This is a genomic window from Microvirga medicaginis, from assembly GCF_052658925.1.
In genome coordinates, this window is the sequence record NZ_JBQWEL010000032.1 from 17,297 (window position 1) to 34,267 (window position 16,971).

General features: G+C 64.2%; 19 protein-coding genes. 2 read left to right on the forward strand and 17 right to left on the reverse strand.

Going from position 1 to position 16,971, the window contains the following annotated elements; all coding sequences use genetic code 11:
• Window positions 1-9: 9 nt before the first annotated feature.
• The 5 genes from ACUXUR_RS25120 to yajC all read right to left on the reverse strand — a co-directional run bounded on the left by ACUXUR_RS25120 (window position 10) and on the right by yajC (window position 4,275).
• Window positions 10-852 (reverse strand): phytoene/squalene synthase family protein, encoded by an 843-nt coding sequence (locus ACUXUR_RS25120; protein WP_445505080.1) that lies wholly within the window; start codon window positions 850-852, stop codon window positions 10-12.
• A 1-nt stretch (window position 853) separates the two neighbouring features.
• The gene (locus tag ACUXUR_RS25125) at window positions 854-1,240 is read right to left on the reverse strand and encodes an Mth938-like domain-containing protein (RefSeq protein ID WP_445505081.1); all 387 of its coding nucleotides are present in this window, start codon (window positions 1,238-1,240) and stop codon (window positions 854-856) included.
• Window positions 1,241-1,244: 4 nt separating this feature from the next.
• Window positions 1,245-2,183: a protein translocase subunit SecF gene (gene secF / locus ACUXUR_RS25130; protein ID WP_445505082.1), complete on the reverse strand. Its 939-nt coding sequence runs from the start codon at window positions 2,181-2,183 to the stop codon at window positions 1,245-1,247.
• A gap of 105 nt (window positions 2,184-2,288) precedes the next feature.
• The gene (gene secD / locus ACUXUR_RS25135; RefSeq protein WP_445505083.1) at window positions 2,289-3,896 is read right to left on the reverse strand and encodes a protein translocase subunit SecD; all 1,608 of its coding nucleotides are present in this window, start codon (window positions 3,894-3,896) and stop codon (window positions 2,289-2,291) included.
• A 94-nt stretch (window positions 3,897-3,990) separates the two neighbouring features.
• Entirely contained in the window at window positions 3,991-4,275 is a 285-nt protein-coding gene (gene yajC / locus ACUXUR_RS25140) for a preprotein translocase subunit YajC (RefSeq protein WP_445505101.1), read from the reverse strand.
• Window positions 4,276-4,548: 273 nt separating this feature from the next.
• On the opposite strand from yajC, the gene ACUXUR_RS25145 reads away from it, so the two are divergent.
• Window positions 4,549-5,424: an ATP-binding protein gene (locus ACUXUR_RS25145; protein WP_445505084.1), complete on the forward strand. Its 876-nt coding sequence runs from the start codon at window positions 4,549-4,551 to the stop codon at window positions 5,422-5,424.
• A 12-nt stretch (window positions 5,425-5,436) separates the two neighbouring features.
• Complete coding sequence (locus tag ACUXUR_RS25150) at window positions 5,437-5,811, forward strand: VOC family protein (RefSeq protein WP_445505085.1); 375 nt, start codon at window positions 5,437-5,439, stop codon at window positions 5,809-5,811.
• 64 nt (window positions 5,812-5,875) lie between these two features.
• On the opposite strand, the gene ACUXUR_RS25155 is transcribed toward ACUXUR_RS25150, so the two are convergent.
• From ACUXUR_RS25155 to ACUXUR_RS25210, 12 genes are all read right to left on the reverse strand, one after another.
• The gene (locus tag ACUXUR_RS25155) at window positions 5,876-6,904 is read right to left on the reverse strand and encodes a M23 family metallopeptidase (protein ID WP_445505086.1); all 1,029 of its coding nucleotides are present in this window, start codon (window positions 6,902-6,904) and stop codon (window positions 5,876-5,878) included.
• A gap of 172 nt (window positions 6,905-7,076) precedes the next feature.
• Window positions 7,077-7,757 carry a protein-L-isoaspartate O-methyltransferase family protein gene (locus ACUXUR_RS25160; RefSeq protein ID WP_445505087.1) on the reverse strand — a complete coding sequence of 227 codons (681 nt, stop codon included), beginning with the start codon at window positions 7,755-7,757 and terminating at the stop codon, window positions 7,077-7,079.
• A gap of 7 nt (window positions 7,758-7,764) precedes the next feature.
• Complete coding sequence (surE, locus tag ACUXUR_RS25165; protein ID WP_445505088.1) at window positions 7,765-8,526, reverse strand: 5'/3'-nucleotidase SurE; 762 nt, start codon at window positions 8,524-8,526, stop codon at window positions 7,765-7,767.
• A gap of 1 nt (window position 8,527) precedes the next feature.
• Window positions 8,528-9,889 carry a serine--tRNA ligase gene (gene serS, locus ACUXUR_RS25170; RefSeq protein WP_445505089.1) on the reverse strand — a complete coding sequence of 454 codons (1,362 nt, stop codon included), beginning with the start codon at window positions 9,887-9,889 and terminating at the stop codon, window positions 8,528-8,530.
• Between the two features lie 100 nt (window positions 9,890-9,989).
• Window positions 9,990-10,793, reverse strand: a complete 804-nt coding sequence (tatC, locus tag ACUXUR_RS25175; protein ID WP_445505090.1) for a twin-arginine translocase subunit TatC — start codon at window positions 10,791-10,793, stop codon at window positions 9,990-9,992.
• On the reverse strand, window positions 10,793-11,326 hold the full coding sequence (gene tatB, locus ACUXUR_RS25180) for a Sec-independent protein translocase protein TatB (RefSeq protein ID WP_445505091.1): 534 nt from the start codon (window positions 11,324-11,326) through the stop codon (window positions 10,793-10,795). Before tatB ends, tatC begins: the two co-directional genes overlap by 1 nt.
• A gap of 61 nt (window positions 11,327-11,387) precedes the next feature.
• Entirely contained in the window at window positions 11,388-11,627 is a 240-nt protein-coding gene (locus ACUXUR_RS25185; RefSeq protein WP_445505092.1) for a twin-arginine translocase TatA/TatE family subunit, read from the reverse strand.
• Window positions 11,628-11,683: 56 nt separating this feature from the next.
• Entirely contained in the window at window positions 11,684-12,808 is a 1,125-nt protein-coding gene (locus ACUXUR_RS25190; protein ID WP_445505093.1) for an ABC transporter ATP-binding protein, read from the reverse strand.
• On the reverse strand, window positions 12,805-13,536 hold the full coding sequence (scpB, locus tag ACUXUR_RS25195) for an SMC-Scp complex subunit ScpB (RefSeq protein WP_445505102.1): 732 nt from the start codon (window positions 13,534-13,536) through the stop codon (window positions 12,805-12,807). The genes ACUXUR_RS25190 and scpB overlap by 4 nt, the downstream gene beginning before the upstream one ends.
• Window positions 13,536-14,345: a segregation and condensation protein A gene (locus tag ACUXUR_RS25200; protein WP_445505094.1), complete on the reverse strand. Its 810-nt coding sequence runs from the start codon at window positions 14,343-14,345 to the stop codon at window positions 13,536-13,538. Before ACUXUR_RS25200 ends, scpB begins: the two co-directional genes overlap by 1 nt.
• 40 nt (window positions 14,346-14,385) lie before the next feature.
• Window positions 14,386-15,405: a beta-N-acetylhexosaminidase gene (gene nagZ / locus ACUXUR_RS25205; RefSeq protein WP_445505095.1), complete on the reverse strand. Its 1,020-nt coding sequence runs from the start codon at window positions 15,403-15,405 to the stop codon at window positions 14,386-14,388.
• 72 nt (window positions 15,406-15,477) lie between these two features.
• Complete coding sequence (locus ACUXUR_RS25210) at window positions 15,478-16,911, reverse strand: SPOR domain-containing protein (RefSeq protein WP_445505096.1); 1,434 nt, start codon at window positions 16,909-16,911, stop codon at window positions 15,478-15,480.
• Window positions 16,912-16,971 lie beyond the last annotated feature (60 nt).

Consider the following 16,971-nt stretch of genomic DNA (forward strand, 5'->3'; position numbering starts at 1 on the left):
CGCAGAGACCTAAAACGGCCCGCGCCAGAGCGCCCAGATTTTGCGCCATTGCGGTAGATCGACAGGCGTATGGAGCGGATCGTAGTCGCGTTTTTCCATCGCCTTCAGGTAAGGCTCGATCAGCGCAAGCGGACGGAAGGCAGGCTTGGCTGCAGATGGGATCGTGGAGCGCAGCGTTTTCACCTGATCGAGATGGCGGCGCGCGATGGCGCGCATGTCGGCGAGAGCGCTCTTTAAGCCAGGTCCGCCACGTCCAGTGACGATATCCTCCCGCACGACGCCGTGACGCGCCAGGATATCGGCCGGGATGTAGAGCTGTCCCTGCCGCGCATGGATCGGGAAAGCGCGTAAGAGGCCGGTGATGGCATAGGCCACCCCCGCATGGCCTGCGGCATCCGCCGTGCCGGCATCCTTGCCATCGTTCAGGACAATACTGGAGAGTTGGATCAGGCTCGACGAGGTTTCCCCGCAATAACCTTCGAGGTCGTTCAGGCTCGGCATGGGATCGTCATAGAGATCGAACATGCGCGCCTCGATCAGATCGACCAGCGATTGCCGGGGCAGCCGGAACTTGACGATGGTGTCGTCGAGCGCGGCGGCCACGGGATTGGCCCGCACATCGCCCCTCGCCTCCCCCTGCAGCGCATCGCGCCACCATTGCAGCCGGATCTCGCCGAGCATGGGCTCGCGCACGGATTCCCGCACGCGGGCGATCTCGAAATTGAAGGCATAAAGCGCCTGAAGATACGGACGCTTGTCCTCAGGCGCGAGAAGGCTCGAGAAATACCGGTCGGGATCGGCCTCGCGCACGAGTTCTGCGCAATGGGCGAAGTTGGATTGGGGATCGGCCATCTTAAGCAACGGCAATGAGGGCAGCGGCAACCTTGCGGTTTTCCGCCAGCAGGATGTTGTAGGTGCGTGCGGCTGCCCCGGTCTGCATTACATCGAGTCCGATCTTGGCATCGCGGAAACGCTCGCGAAAGGCGCCGGGAATGGCGGCGACATCGCGACCGGTGCCGAGGAGCAGCAATTCGATCTCCTCGGCCTCGGCGAAAATCGGCTCGAGCACCTCGTCGGTCAGTTCCGCGATGGAGGCGATAGGCCAGGCCTTGATGCCCGACGGCAGCGCGAGGATCGAACCGCGATGTGACATGTCCGCGAAGCGAAAGCCGCCGTTGCCGTAGGCATCGATCTGATGGCGTCCCGGCAGGAAGCCATCGTAGAGGCGGCCAGCGCTCATGGTTTTACTCCGCGGCTGCGGCCTTGCCCTCCGGCACCTTCACGGTCTCCGATCCGCGCAGGCCGATATAGATCAGCATGGGCGAGGAGATGCAGATCGCCGAGTAGGTGCAGATCACCACGCCATAGAGCATGACCTGGGCGAAGCCCTGGATCGCCTGCCCGCCGAAGAGCACGAGGGCCAGAAGCGAGAGCGCCGTGGTCGTCGCCGTCATGATCGTACGAGACATGGTGGTGTTGATCGACAGGTTCAACAGCTCTTCCGCTGGCATGGTCTTGTAGCGGCGCATGAGCTCGCGGGTTCGGTCGAACACCACCACGGTTTCGTTGAGCGAATAGCCCACGATGGTGAGGATCGCCGCAATCGAGGTCATGTTGAACTCGTGACGGGTGATCACGAAGAAGCCGATGGTCAGCACGATGTCGTGGAGCGTGCCGATGATCGACGCCACGGCCAGCTCACGCTCGAAGCGGAACCAGAGATAGAACAGAACCGCGAGCACCGAGAGCACGATGCCGATGGTGCCGGACTGAACGAGCTCGCCCGACACGCGCGGTCCCACCGTCTCGACGCGGCGGAAGTCGTACTCGTTGCTGAACGTGTCGCGCGCCTTCTGCACCACAGCCGTCTGCGCGGCCTCACCGCCGGGCTGGATCGGGAAGCGCAGCGAGACCTCGCCGGCCGTGCCGAATTCCTGCACCTCCACGTCGCCGAACCCGAAGCCTTCGGCGGTCTGGCGAATTTGGGCGACATTGGCTTGGCCGGACCTGGCCTGGATCTCCATGAGCGTACCGCCCTTGAAGTCGATGCCGAAGTTGAGGCCGACGACCAGGAGCACGATCGCCGTCGCCACCGAGATCAGCGCCGACAGCGGGAAGGAGAAGCGCCTGAAGCGCATGAAGTCGAAGTGGGAGTTTTCGGGCCAGAGGCGAACGAGGCGCACGATACTCACTCCTTAGAGCATTTTTCGGTGAAGTGGGTCCGGTTCGCCGTCAAAAAATGCGGCAAAGCCAGAAGTAGAGCCGGTTTCATGTCAGTGAAACCGACTCTAGAACGGAAGAACTTTGGGACGCATCCACTGGTACCAGAGCGCAATCATCATGCGCGTCAGGGTGACGGCGGTGATCACCGTCGTGAGGATGCCGAGAATGAACACGACTGCGAAGCCGCGCACGGGGCCGGAGCCGAGGAAGAACAGAATCACGGCGGCAATCGCCATGGTGCTGTTGGAGTCCACGATGGTCGCGAACGCCCGGTCGAAGCCGGCCTGGATGCCGGAGACGATGGACCGTCCTGCGTGAATCTCTTCACGGATGCGCTCGTAGATCAGCACGTTGGAGTCCACCGCCGTACCGATGGTGAGCACGATACCCGCGATACCCGGCAGGGTGAGCGTGGCCTCCAAGACCGACATGAGACCGAAGATCAGGCCCACATGCACGAGTAGCGCGATGTTCGCGATGAGGCCGAAGATGCCATAAGTCGCGAACATAAACATGATGACGAAGATACCGGCCACATAGGTGGCCATCTTGCCGGCCTCGATGGAATCGCGTCCAAGGCCGGGGCCGACGGTGCGCTCTTCCACGATTGTCAGCTTGGCCGGCAGCGCGCCGGAGCGCAGCATGATCGCCAGATTGTTCACCTGCTCGATTGTGAAGCTGCCCGAGATCTGACCTGAGCCGCCGGTGATCGGCGATTGGATCGTGGGAGCGGACACCACCTCGTTGTCGAGAACGATCGCGAGCTGACGGCCCAGGTTCTCGGTCGTCGCCTGTCCGAAGCGCTGCGCACCGCGGATGTTGAAGCGGAAATTCACGATGGGCTGGTTGGTCTGCGGATCGAACGCGGCCTGGGCATCGGTGAGGTCGCCGCCTTCCGCGATCACGCGGCGTTCGACGGGAACGCGCTGGCCGCCCGCATCGCGCATGGGAAGCATGTCCACGTCGGTCGCGCCCGCCTGAGCCAGCAGGCGGAACTCGAGATTGCCGGTTTCACCCAGAAGCTCTTTCAGCTTCTGCGGGTCCTGAAGGCCGGGAACTTGGACGAGAACGCGATCCGCGCCCTGGCGCTGAATGCTGGGTTCGGTGGTGCCGCCGAAGTCGACGCGGCGGCGGACGACCTCGATGGACTGATCGACGGCGCGGCGAACCTTCTCGTTGACGCCGGCGTCCGTATAGGTCAGCGCGATGGTGCCGTCCGGCGCCTCACTGATGGCCAGAGCGGCGTTACCGGTCTGGCCGAGCATGGCGTTGCCGACCGGCTGGGCCAGCTCGCGCAGGCGCGGCATCAGGCGCTCGCGGTCTGCCTGGTTGGGCACGCGGATCTGCACGCCGCGCGGAACGGTTTGAATGCCGTTCTGTGACGCAACGCGGTTGTCGCGCAGGACGCGGCGCACGTCATCGCGCAGAAGGTTGATCTGGGTGCGCATGAGATCCGACTCGTCCACCTGGAGGAGAACGTGGGAACCTCCCTGCAGGTCGAGGCCGAGAACGATGGCGCGCGAGGGCACGAGCCAGGACGGCACCCAGCTCGGCACGGCTTTCAGATATGCCTGGCGCTGCTCCGGGGACATCATGCTCGGAACACCCAGCAGCAGACCGATGATGATGATCGCCAGCGTGGCGATGATCTTCGACTTCGAGAAGCGCAGCATCGTCAGCTCAACCTTTCTCAAACACGTGTGCCGTACATGTCGTGCGGCGGACCGGCCCTCAAGGGGGCTTTAGCCCGAGGGCCGGTTTTTGGTTTTAGGCCTTCACCGGCTCGCTCTTGGAGCGGACCTCGGAGATCATGGTACGGGCCACCTTCACCTTCACGTTGTCGGCGATCTCGACTTCGACGTCGGCCGAATCCTCGAGCACCTTCGTCACCTTGCCGATGATGCCGCCGGAGGTGACGACGGTGTCGCCGCGGCGCACGTTCTTGATCATCTCCTGGTGAGCCTTCACCCGGCGCTGCTGCGGACGGATGATCAGGAACCACATGATCACGAAAATCAGGATGAACGGGACGAACTGGATGATGGCATCCATTCCGCCCCCGGCAGCGGGGGCCCCTTGTGCGAAAGCAGGTGAAATGAACAAGCGGCTCTCCATGGATAAAGGCGCGAGGCGGGCTCTTTCTTGGCCCACCCGCGCCAGACAGAATTAAAAGTGGGCGGACTATACCGATCGACTCCACGAAATCAATGAAGTTAGAGGCCTTTCCCAAGCCTCCTGCGGGCTTTCCGGCCTCTCTTCCATGGACCGAAGGCCGGTTTTTGCGCTAAGCACGGCCTCCTCACCGTTTCTTGATGCCAGAGACCCATGTCCGCAGACCTCACCTCCCCCGAATCCATGGCGCTCCTGAAGCGCATCGCCGACGCCCTCGAACGGATAGCCCCTGCAGGCACTCCCCAGGCCGAATTCGCGGCAGCGGATGCTTTCGTCTGGCACGCGGCGGCACGCCGGCTCTCGCCAGTACCGAAGGTGAACCGGGTCGAGATGACCCTGCTGAGAGGCATCGACCGGGTGCGGGATCAGCTCGCCGAGAACACCGCCCGCTTTGCCAAGGGCCTGCCCGCCAACAACGCCCTGCTCTGGGGCGCTCGGGGCATGGGCAAGTCATCCCTGGTGAAGGCGGTCCATGCGGAGATCAACGCCACGAGGGCGGCAGACGCCCGCCCCCTCAAACTCATCGAGATCCACCGCGAGGATATCGAGACCCTGCCCGACCTCATGAGCCTTCTGCGTTCCGACCCGCACCGCTTCATCGTCTTCTGCGACGATCTTTCCTTCGATGCGGACGACACCTCCTACAAATCCCTCAAGGCCGTGCTGGAAGGCGGCATCGAGGGACGGCCGGACAACGTGATCTTCTACGCCACGTCGAACCGCCGCCACCTGCTCCCCCGCGACATGATGGAAAACGAACGCTCGACCGCCATCAATCCTGGCGAGGCCGTGGAGGAGAAGGTGTCGCTGTCCGATCGCTTCGGCCTGTGGCTCGGCTTCCACAAATGCAGCCAGGACGAATATCTTGAGATGGTCTTCGGCTATGTGGAGCATCTCGGGCTTGATGCCGACCGCGATGTCATCCGCGCAGAGGCGCTGGAATGGGCCACCACACGCGGAGCCCGCTCTGGCCGCACGGCCTGGCAGTTCATCCAGGATCTGGCGGGGCGCTTGGGCAAAGCAATCTAAAGGGGCCATTTCATGCGGGTCAAACGGATCGTCGCCAACATCTCAACATCCGACATAGCAGCCGCAAAACGCTTCTACGAGGATAGTCTGGGCCTCGAATGCCTGATGGATCTCGGCTGGATCGTGACCTATGGCAACGGCGAGCCGGGTCGCGTCCAAATCAGCATCGCACGCGAGGGTGGTTCTGGTACGCAAATACCCGATCTGTCCATTGAGGTGGACGATGTCGACGAGGCCTTTCGGCGTATGGAGCAAGCCGGATTTCCCGCGGTCTACGGACCTGCCGACGAGCCCTGGGGCGTTCGGCGGTTCTATGTTCGAGACCCGTTCGGGAAGGTCGTGAACATCCTTTCCCATCGCACCAATGAGCAAAGGGACGGTGGCTGAGCTCCACCGTCCCCTCGCCTGATCAGCCTCGGGTCCCGAAAGCCAATCCAAACTGCTGTTGAAATTAGTCGGCCAGATGCTTCATCGGGTCGACCGGGGTCGCGCCCTTGCGGATCTCGAAATGGAGCTGCGGCGAGGTCACGTTGCCGGTCTGGCCGGAGGTGGCGATCACCTGACCGCGCTTCACCTGCTCGCCACGCTTCACGCTGAGCGAGCCGTTGTGGGCATAGGCCGAAACGTAGCCGTTATCGTGGCGGATGAGGACGAGGTTGCCGTAGCCCTTCACCTCGCTGCCCGCATAGGTCACGGTTCCGGCTTCGGCTGCCTTCACCGCCGTGCCCTCCGGCACGGCGATGTTGATACCCTCGTTGCCGCCATTGGCGCCGAAGCCTGCGATGACGCGGCCACGGGCCGGCCAGCGGAAGTTGCTGGCGGACAGGCTGGCCGTCTGCTCGGGCTCAGCCACCGGAGCCTTCGCGGCCTCGGGCTGCGGAGCCGGCGCGGGAGCCGGAGCCACCGACTGCGTGACGACCGGAGCGGGCTTCAGGGGCTGAGGCTCGATGGCCGCAACCTTGCGAGGCTCGAGGGGACGTGCCGGCGAGACGAGCGGCTCACTCGTGGCCGAGGCGACCTGCTGCACCGGAGCAGGCTTGGCGGGCGCCGGAGCCGGAGCGGCAACCGGAGCCTGGGCCTGCATCGGCGCGGACATGCCGGGGCGGACGCGCTTGGCGGCAGGAGCCGGAACAGGTTGGTCGTTGACGGCAACCCTGGTCTGATCGACGAAGCGCATCTTCGGCTGAGCCGGAGCGGGATTCATCGCGACGGGGCGGGGCTGCTGGGCCGGGGCGGCGATGGGGGCCGATGCCATGCGCGACGGCTGGGACAGCGGTTGAGCCTGCACCGGGGGAAGTGCCTGCGCCTGAACGGGGGAGGTCGGCATGGAAGCCGCTGCATAGGATGGAGCGGGCTGGGAGGCCTCAGGCGTACCGGGCGCGACGCGCTCGCTGTTCGCAAACGGATTGGAGAACGGGTTCTCCGAGAACCGCATGCTCTCGCCACTACAGGCGGCCGCCGCACTGCCGATCAAGCTCACCAGAGCGATCCGCGAAGCCGCAACCCGATACCCAGAACCCACACGCAAACGCATGACTTAATTACCCCAACCGCACGCAACTCGATGGGGCTATTAAAACCCTGTTCAGGTTAAGCAAGGGTTGACGACATGAACAATGTCGTAACCCTGCCGTGAAAATTTTTCGATTCGATCAGAGTGTCGCCGCAATGCCGGTGACGAGCGGAGAAATACGCAACGGCGCTCCCAGGCTCTGGGTGAATTCGCCATCCGGCAAACGGTCGATCTGCACGAGGCGCGGCGCGCCTTCCTGTGTCAACGCACCGACGAGACGTCCGCCGTGGCCGAGAAGCGATGTCAGCGTCTGAGGGATTTCCGGCCGCGCCCCATTGAGCAGGACGCGATCGAACCGCTCGCGCACCCGCACGGCAAGGCCGTCGCCGATTTCCATCCGCACCCTGCCCGCTTCCACGATCTTGAGATGCTGGGCCGCGCTCTCCGCCAGCGTGTTGAAACGCTCGACCGTCGTGACCTCGGCGCCGAGATGCGCCAAAAGTGCCGTCACATAACCGGTGCCCGTGCCGACTTCTAGAACGCGCTGCCCGGGCGCGACGCCCAGCGCCAGCAGCATCGTGGCCACCGCGCCCGGCGCGGTCATGGTCTGGCCGCAGGGAAGCGGCAATGCCACGTCGGTGCGGGAGAGATCACGGAAACGGCGCGGCGCGAAGACGTCGCGAGGCACGAGCTCCATGGCGCGCAGCAATGCCGTGTTGCGAATGCCCTTGGCGCGCAGCGACAGGACGAAGGATGCAACGCCGATGGCCTCCTGCTCACTGCGGGCTTCCGCTCCGGAGAAGAAAGGCTCTCGGCTCATCGTGTCCCTACCCGAAGGCTTGCGCGTAACGCGTAAGCGTCGGCTCGTCTGTCATGTCGATGCGCAAAGGCGTGACCGCGATGCGCCTGTTGGCGAGTGCCCAGAGATCCGTGCCGTTGCCGGGCGTGAATGGGGTACGCTCGAAGGCGATCCAGTAATAGGGATTGCCGCGTCCATCGAGCCGCGCATCGAGACGCAGGAGTTCCTGCGTGCGCTGCCCCTGATTGACCACAGCCGTGCCTTCAACGTCTTCCGGCTCGCAGCCCGGAAAGTTCACATTGACGAGGATACCCTTATCGATGCCGGCATCCAGGATCTTGCGAATGATCTTGGGACCGTGATGCTCCGCGCAATGCCACTTCAACGCATTGCGATCTCCTGCGCCATAGGCCTGAGACAGCGCAATGGAAGGGATGCCGAGAAGCGTGCCCTCGATGGCTCCCGCGACCGTTCCGGAATAGGTCACGTCCTCAGCCGCATTCTGCCCACGATTGACACCCGAGAGCACGAGATCGGGCTTGTGCTCGCGCATCAGCTCGCGCACGCCCATGATCACGCAATCCGTCGGCGTGCCCTTCACGGCAAAGTGCCGGTCGGAAATTTCGCGCAGGCGCAACGGATCGTTGAGCGAGAGCGAATGCGCAACGCCACTCTGGTCCGTCTCGGGCGCCACCACCCACACATCGTCGGAAAGGTTGCGGGCGATGGACTCCAGGGTCTTCAACCCTGGCGCATGGATGCCGTCATCGTTGGTGCAGAGAATGCGCATGTCAGGCCTGACGCTCGATGCGGGTGAGGCCGCCCATGTAGGGCTGCAATGCTGTCGGGATCGTCACGCTGCCGTCTTCGTTCTGGTAGTTCTCCAGAACCGCGACGAGCGTGCGGCCGACGGCAAGACCCGAACCGTTGAGCGTGTGCACGAAGCGCGGCGACTTCTCGGAGGCCGAGCGGTAACGGGCATTCATGCGGCGCGCCTGGAAGTCCGAGCAGACCGAGCAGCTCGAAATCTCGCGATACATCCCCTGCCCCGGCAGCCAGACCTCGATGTCGTAAGTCTTGGTCGAGGAGAAGCCCATGTCGCCCGTGCAGAGCGTCATGGTGCGGAACGGCAGCTCCAGCTTCTTCAGCACGTTTTCGGCGCAGGTGAGCATGCGCTCATGCTCGTCGGCAGACGTTTCCGGCGTCGTGATCGAGACAAGCTCGCATTTCACGAACTGGTGCTGGCGGATCATGCCGCGCGTGTCGCGGCCGGCGGAGCCTGCCTCGGCGCGGAAGCTCGGGGTCAGTGCGGTAAAGCGCAGGGGCAGTTCCTCCTCGGAGAGGATCTGCTCACGCACGAGATTGGTGAGCGTGACCTCCGCCGTCGGGATCATTCCGTAGCGGCTATCCTTGATGATCTTCTGAACGGCCTCGCGCGGCTGACCTTCAAGTGCGGCGGCGACGGCCTGCTCAAGAGAATTGCCCGGGAAGGCCCAGAACTGATCGTCCTCGAATTTCGGCAGCTGCGCCGTGCCGAACATGGTGTCGTCGCGCACCAGCAGCGGCGGATTGACCTCCGTGTAGCCGTGCTCGGTGATGTGCAGATCGATCATGAACTGGCCGAGCGCACGCTCCAGGCGGGCAAGCTGACCTTTCAGGATCACGAAGCGAGCCCCCGACATCTTGGCGGCGGCCTCGAAATCCATCAGGCCGAGGGCCTCGCCGATTTCGAAATGCTGCTTGGCATTGTTGATCGTCGGGGGCGTGCCGAAACGGTGACGCTCCACGTTGCCGTGCTCGTCGGAACCGACCGGCACATCCTCCTTGGGAATGTTCGGAATGGCGGCCAGAGCCTCGAACAGGGCCTTGTCGGCGGCGCGCTCGGCCGCCTCGAGCTCCGGCATCGACTCCTTGATGCGAGCGACCTCGGCCATCAATTCCTGTGCACGCGCCTCATCCTTCTTCGCCTTGGCTTGGCCGATCTCCTTGGACATGGCATTGCGGCGCTCGGTGGCAGCCTGCAGCGCGGAGACGGCGCTTTTACGGGCATCGTCGAGGGCGATCAGGCGCTCGGACAAGGGCTCCATGCCCCGGTTCCGGAGGCCTTTGTCGAAAGCCGCGGGATTCTCGCGGATGGAACGGATGTCGTGCATGGGATCTAGGACCTGCTTGATGATGCGGCCCGCCCTTAGCACAGGCCGCCTCTTTGTTCACGCCAAAGTTAGACGGCCTTCTGGAGGCTTTTTAAGAGCCCTACCCTTCCGCCGCACGCGCGGCCTCGGCCTCCGCACGCCTCTTCTCCACCATACGGACGGAGAAGATGGACGCCTCGTAAAGAAGCAAGGTGGGGACCGCAAGGGCGAACTGGCTGATCACGTCCGGTGGGGTCAGAACCGCCGCAAGGATGAAGACAAAGACGATGGCATAACGCCGCTTGCTCTTCAGGAAATCCGAATCGATGATCCCGGCTCGCGCCAGCAGGGTGAGAACCACGGGCAGCTGGAAGCAGATGCCGAAGGCGAAGATCAGGGTCATGATCAGCGACAGGTACTCACTGACCTTCGGCAGGAACTCGATGGAGGGCGAATTGTCGGTCGCCAGCTGCTGCATCCCCACGGAGAAGCGCATCAGCAGCGGCATGGCGATGAAATAGACGCAGGCCGCACCAATGGCGAAGAGAACGGGCGTCGCAATGAGATAGGGCAGGAAGGCCCGCCGCTCGTTCTTGTAGAGTCCCGGCGCCACGAACTTGTAGATCTGCACCGCAATCACGGGGAAAGCCAGGAACCCGGCGCCGAAGGCCGCCACCTGGATCTGCGTGAAGAGATATTCGAGGCCGTGCGTGTAGACGAGATGTGCCTTCTCGGGCGAACCGACCGCCAGCACATAGGGCCACACGAGTGCATTGTAGATGTACTTCGCGCCGGCAAAGCAGACGAAGAACATGGCGACGAACGCCACCATCGCCTTGATGAGGCGCGAGCGCAGCTCGGTGAGGTGCTCGATCAGAGGCGCGCGCGATGCCTCGACCTCATCCTCTTCAACCGCAGTGGTCATCAGGCTTTTGCGTCCGTTTGTTCTGGAGCCGGTTGGGCAGCGGCAGCTTTCTGCGTCTCGATCTCGGCCTCCCGGCGCAGGGACTCGGCAATGGCTTCAGCCGGATCGTCCATGGGCGGGGGCGGCAGATCAATCTGCGGGAGCGGATTGTCCGGCGCAGGCGCGCGGCCTTCCACGATCGCCTGAACCGACGCGTCACCGGTGAGCTGCTGCGCAGCAGGTTCAGGCGCAGCCTCCACCGGCTTCTCGACCGCACCCTTCAGCTCATCGCGAATGGTCTGGATGGGGTTGAAAGTGTTGCCGTTAAGGTCGGAGAAGGAATCGTTGACGCCCTGGAGCTGCTTCTTGACCTCGTCGAGCTCGGCTTCGCGCATGGCCTCGTTGAACTGACCCTGGAACTCCGCCGCCATGCGGCGAAGCTTGCCCGTGACCTGTCCAACCGTCCGCAGGGCGCGCGGCAGGTCCTTTGGGCCAATTACGATCAGCGCGACGGCGCCGATCACCATGACCTCACCCCAGCTCATGTCCAACATGGCGTGGCCTCGACCCTGCCTTTACTCACCGCAGCCACGAAAGATGGCTGCTACCCAAAACTCAACCGACCTTGTGGTCCGTCGTCGCGGCGTTGGTCTGCGTGCCGGCCTGATGATCGATCGTGCGGACCGGCTCGGAAGGCTGCACCGGCTTCGGAGTCTCGTCCTCGGCCATGCCCTTCTTGAAGGCTTTGATGCCCTTCGCGACATCGCCCATCATGTCGGAGATCTTGCCTCGTCCGAACAGCAGGACAACGATCAGACCGACAACGATCCAGTGCCAAATACTAGCGCCACCCATGGCAATCCTCCTGCGCCCCGAGAGGCGCGAATTTGGAATATGAACTCGCCGTCAACCTATGCGTCGGCAGCGGCGAAAACAAGGACATCCTTTGGTCCAACCTCGATGCCCACGTCCTGTCCCTCCCTCACGCCAACGGGATCGTGAACGCGGGCCTGGAGCGGCCGGTCGAGGCCTGGAACGTCGATATGGACCAGATCGACCTCGCCGAGAAAGCGACGTGATACCACACGTCCCGGCAGGCAGAAGCCTTGCGGCTTGAGCCTCACCCCTTGCGGCCGCACGCAGACGATGGCTGGGCCATCCTCCAGATGCGGGGCGGGAAACACGCCCACCGGACAGGTCACCTGCCCGTTTCTCACGGTGCCCTCGATCTCGTTGAAGTCGCAGAAAAACCTGGCTGCAAAGAGACTGACCGGCTTGCGGTAGATCTCCTCGGCAGGTCCCTGCTGGACAATGGTTCCGGCGCTCATCAGAACGATCCGGTCCGCAATCCGCATGGCCTCTTCCGGATCATGCGTGACCACGATGGTCGTAGCGCCGGTTTCTCTCAAGATTGCGACAGTCTCGTCGCGGATCGCATCGCGCATGCGACGGTCGAGGTTCGAAAACGGCTCGTCCATGAGCAGCACGCCGGGTCTCGGCGCGATGGAGCGCGCCAGCGCCACACGCTGCTGCTCGCCACCGGAGAGCGTGTGAGGGAATTCGTTGGCATAATGCTCGAGGCCCACGCGGGACAGGGCGCGGCGGGCGGCGATATCGGCCTCCGAGGCCGAGAGATCCTTCAGGCCGAACATCACGTTCTGCAGGATCGTCATGTGCGGAAACAGGGCGTAATCCTGGAACATGAGGCCGATGCCGCGCCGCTCCGGCTCCACGAAATTCTTCAGCCCGCTGACCTCACGACCATCCATCAGGACCCGACCGGATGTGGGAGCTTCGACGCCCGCCGCAATGCGCAGGAGCGTGGTCTTGCCGCAGCCCGAATGCCCGAGAAGACAGACAAGCTCACCGGGCTCGACGGTGAGAGACACACCCTTGAGGGCCTCGATGGAATTGTAGGTCTGGACGATGTTCTCGAAGGAGAGCTGGGCCGGGATGGACGCGCCAGCCGTGCCGCGCTGCCCCCATCGGGGCAACCGGAAACGGTCGCGGGCGGACACGGAGGGCTTGTCGCTCATTCCTCGCTGGTCTCGCCGATCTCGGTCTGATGCATTTCAAGCGGCTCCTGGAAAAGATCCTCGTGATCCAGGGGATCCTCGTCCTCGCGCAGGGCCTCCGCGTCGGAGGGCACCGGCACGGACATATCCGAAGGAACGCGCCCTTCGATGAAGCCCGCCCCCTTGAGCTCCTCGAGGCCAGGCAGGTCCTCGATGGCATCCAGGCCGAAATGTTCCAGGAAGGCGGGCGTGGTGCCATAGGTTACGGGACGGCCCGGCGCCTTTCGGCGGCCGCGAAGGCGAATCCAGCCGGTCTCCAAAAGCAGGTCGAGGGTACCTTTGGAAGTGGCGACGCCGCGGATCTCTTCGATCTCGGCACGGGTCACCGGCTGGTGATAGGCGATGATCGACAGGGTCTCCATGGCGGCGCGCGAAAGCTTGCGCTGCTCCAGCACGTCACGGGCAAGTACGAAGGCCAGATCGCTCGCCGTGCGGAAGGCCCACTTGCCGGCGACGCGGACGAGATTGACGCCACGGGGCGCATAGATCTCCTGGAGGTCCGCCAGAATCTTACCGATATCCGCGCCCTCCGGCAGGCGGCCGGCCAGTTCCTCGGCGCTCAGCGGCTCGGCGGAGGCGAACAACAGCGCCTCGGCGATGCGGATCGCTTCGCCGTGATCGGGCACGCGGCTCTCGACGGAGTTCTCCGCGGGAGCCTCGACGTCTTGGATTTCGGCTGTTTCATCCATCATGATTGGGCTCCTGTCTCGGCCGGGTCGGCGACGGGTTTGACCCAGACCGGAGCGAAGGCTTCATCCTGCCTCACCGTGAGCTTGCCCTCGCGGACCATTTCCAGGGTCGCGGACAGGGCGGAGGCCAGAACGGTCGGCCGCATGGAGGGCTCGACCATGTATTCCACCAGATAAGTATCGAGCGTCACCCAGTCGCTCAAGTGGCCCACAAGCCGCTCCAGGGCCTCGCGGGCATCGATCAGCGACCAGACGGTACGCTTGTGAAGCGAGACCCTGCTGTTGAACTGCACCTGGCGCTGCTGGGCGTAGGCCTTGAGCAGGTCATAGAGACTTGCCTCGTAGCGAGTATCCCGGCGGATGGCCACGGGCTCGGGCGCGCCGCGGGCGAACACGTCGCGCCCCAGAAGCGAACGCTCGCCCAGCTTCTTGGCGACTTCACGGATCGCTTCGAGGCGGCGCAGGCGCAGAGCCAGAGCCGTGGCGAGGTCCTCCGCACTCGGCTCCTCGCCCTTCGGCGGCTCAGGGAGCAGCAGGCGGGATTTGAGATAAGCGAGCCAGGCCGCCATCACGAGGTAGTCGGCCGCCAGCTCCAGGCGCATGCGGCGCGCGGCTTCGATGAAGGTGATGTATTGCTCGGCCAAAGCCAGGATCGAGATGCGGTGCAGGTCCACTTTCTGGCGGCGGGCCAATTCCAGCAGGAGGTCGAGCGGGCCCTCAAAGCCATCCACATCCACGAGAAGCGCGGGCTCGCTTTCCGCGCGCTCGGCGGTGGGCTCGACATCCTCAAAGGGTAAGGGCTTGGCCATGGACGATACTCAACTCGGTGGGGGCTCGACCTTGGGCTGCTCAGGCGATCATCGCAAGCGCAGCATCGAGTCTTGCACGCGCATCCACAGGATCGAGCGGCTCCGGCTCGTGCCGGATGCGGGCCAAGGCAGCCTCTGCTCGCCTTGAGGAATCTCCCTCGAGGATGGGCGCTCCCTCGGCCACAGCCGACATTTCTTCCATATCGCCATTGCAATGGAGGGCCATGTCACAACCTGCCGCAAAGGCAGCTTCGGTCTTTTCCCGGAAGGAGCCCGACAGGGCCTTCATGGACAGGTCGTCGGTCATGACGAGGCCGTCATAGCGGATATGGCCCCGGATGATCTCCTCCATGATGATGGGGGATGTCGTGGCGGGCCGCTCCGGGTCGAGCGCGGTGTAGACGACATGAGCCGTCATCGCGAGAGGCATATCGGTCAGCATGCGGAAGGGCGCGAAATCGTGGCGCTCCAGCTCCTCGCGGGACGCGTCCACCACCGGCAGCGCCAGATGGCTGTCGGCCCGTGCGCGCCCATGGCCCGGCATATGCTTTACGACCGGCAGGACACCGCCCGCCAGAAGCCCTTCGGCGGCAGCCCGGCCGAGGACGGCTACCTTTTCCGGCGTCTTGCCATAGGCCCGGTCGCCGATAACGTCGTGAGCGCCCGGCGAAGGCACGTCGAGCACGGGCAGGCAATCCACTGTCACACCCACGGAACGCAGGTCATGGGCGATCAGCCGCGCTCCCAAACGGGCGAGTTCCCGTTGGACCAGGGGATCATTGGCATGCAGGGCGCCGTAAGCGGCGCCGGAGGGATATTTCGGCCAATGGGGCGGGCCCATGCGCTGAACCCGGCCACCCTCCTGGTCGATCAGGATGGGAGCATCCTCGCGTCCGACCGTTTCCCGCAGGGCGGCGCAGAGCGCCCTCACCTGTTCAGGACTATCGATATTCCGGCGGAACAGGATGAATCCCCAGGGAGCGGCCTCCCTGAAGAAGGCAACCTCGTCGGGGGTGAGCTCATGGCCGGAACAGCCAGCAATAAAGGCGCGGATTTTCATGCCCGCGCCTTAAGTCTCTTAAGTGTAAGGGTCAAGAAGTCTTGGCGGCCGAGGTACCGGCCAAGCCTGTCTTTAGTTCTTGGCGACGAAGCACTGGCCACCCTGCCCCTGCAGCTTGGAGCAGAGAGAGGACGCCTCTTCCCGCGACATGGGTCCGACCCGGATGCGGTAGATCGTGTTGCCATTCACCTCGGCCTTGCGGATCAGGGACGTCGCGCCGGCCAGATCCGGATACTTGCGCTGATAGGAGGCAAAGGCAGAAGCCGCCGCATCCTCCGAGTTAGCCAGACCCAGCTGGACCGCGTAGCCGCCCGAGGTGACTGTATCCGCAGTCGCCGCAGGAGCCGCCACCGGAACCGGCTGGGTTGAAGCGACCTTCTGCGGCGCGGGAGTGGCGGCAGGCGTTGCTGCCACGGGCGTCGCGGCTGCAGGCGCAGGCTTTGGAGTCGCAGCCGGGGTCGCAGGAGCCGCCACAGGCTTGGGCTGAGCGGAAGCCGTCTGAACCGCTGCGGGCTGTGCTGTCGCAGCGGCCGGCATGGTCATGGCCGGAACCGGAGAAGCAGCCGGAGCGGGCTCCGGCGCTCCAACCACGGAGCCATCGGGGCGGATCGTGACGGTTCGCACTTTGCGCGGCTCACCAAGGTTCAGGCTGTTGGGCGCATTGCGAGCGTGACCGGGCGCACCGGGAACGGTCGCACCAGTGGCATCGGCCACGGCTCCAGCGGTCGAACGTACGGCCTGCTTGACATCGACAGGCTGCTCCTCGCGGTTCACGACCTTGGTCTCGGTCTGCTGGGCGCGCTCGTAGATCTGCTTGTTCTGGTTCGGGATATCGACCCCACCCGGATTTTGCGGCTGCACCTTCACCGGATCTGTCGTGGCCTGGACCAGGATCGGCTCGCCGCTCGCTCCGGTCGAAGGCTTGGTCAAGACATAAGCGCCACCGCCACCAATCACGATGGCGCCGACAACGGCGCCGATGGCGACCAGGCCCTTGCGCGACCGGGGCTTCTCGACCGGCGGATAATCCAATCGCTCGGGTTGTGCGTAAGCATTATCGGCATAGGCGTCAACGCCGTCGTCGTAATACTCATCCGCGTAAGCCGCCTCGTTGTAGGAGGCCTGCTGCTGAGCCGGAGCCGGCTGCTGGTAGGCATAGGCCTGACCGTTGCTGCGCGGAGCCTCGGATTGGGGCGCATAGCCGCCGAGATCGAACTCGGTCGAGCGCGCCTGTGCCTGAGGCCGACGTGCAGCCGGCGTCACAGTGTCGCGGGCTACAAAAAGGTCGTCGATCGCAGACGGCTGTTGGCGCGGGCGCGCCGCGCCGTCATTGGCCAAAATGGCCTGAAAAGGGTCGTCCTGGCCCACGATCCGGGCCAATTCGGCCAGCGGATCGTTGCTGCGCGGTGCGGCGGCGGGCTGGACGTGAGGGGAGCCCGCCTGGGCAAGGTGCCGCTCGATCTCATTGAGGTCGACGGCAAAACGGGGCTTCACTGATTCGCTCATGCGCCGGTTCTCCAGTTACGCGACAGGAGCCCAAACGCTCCGCCGGCACGACGTGACAGC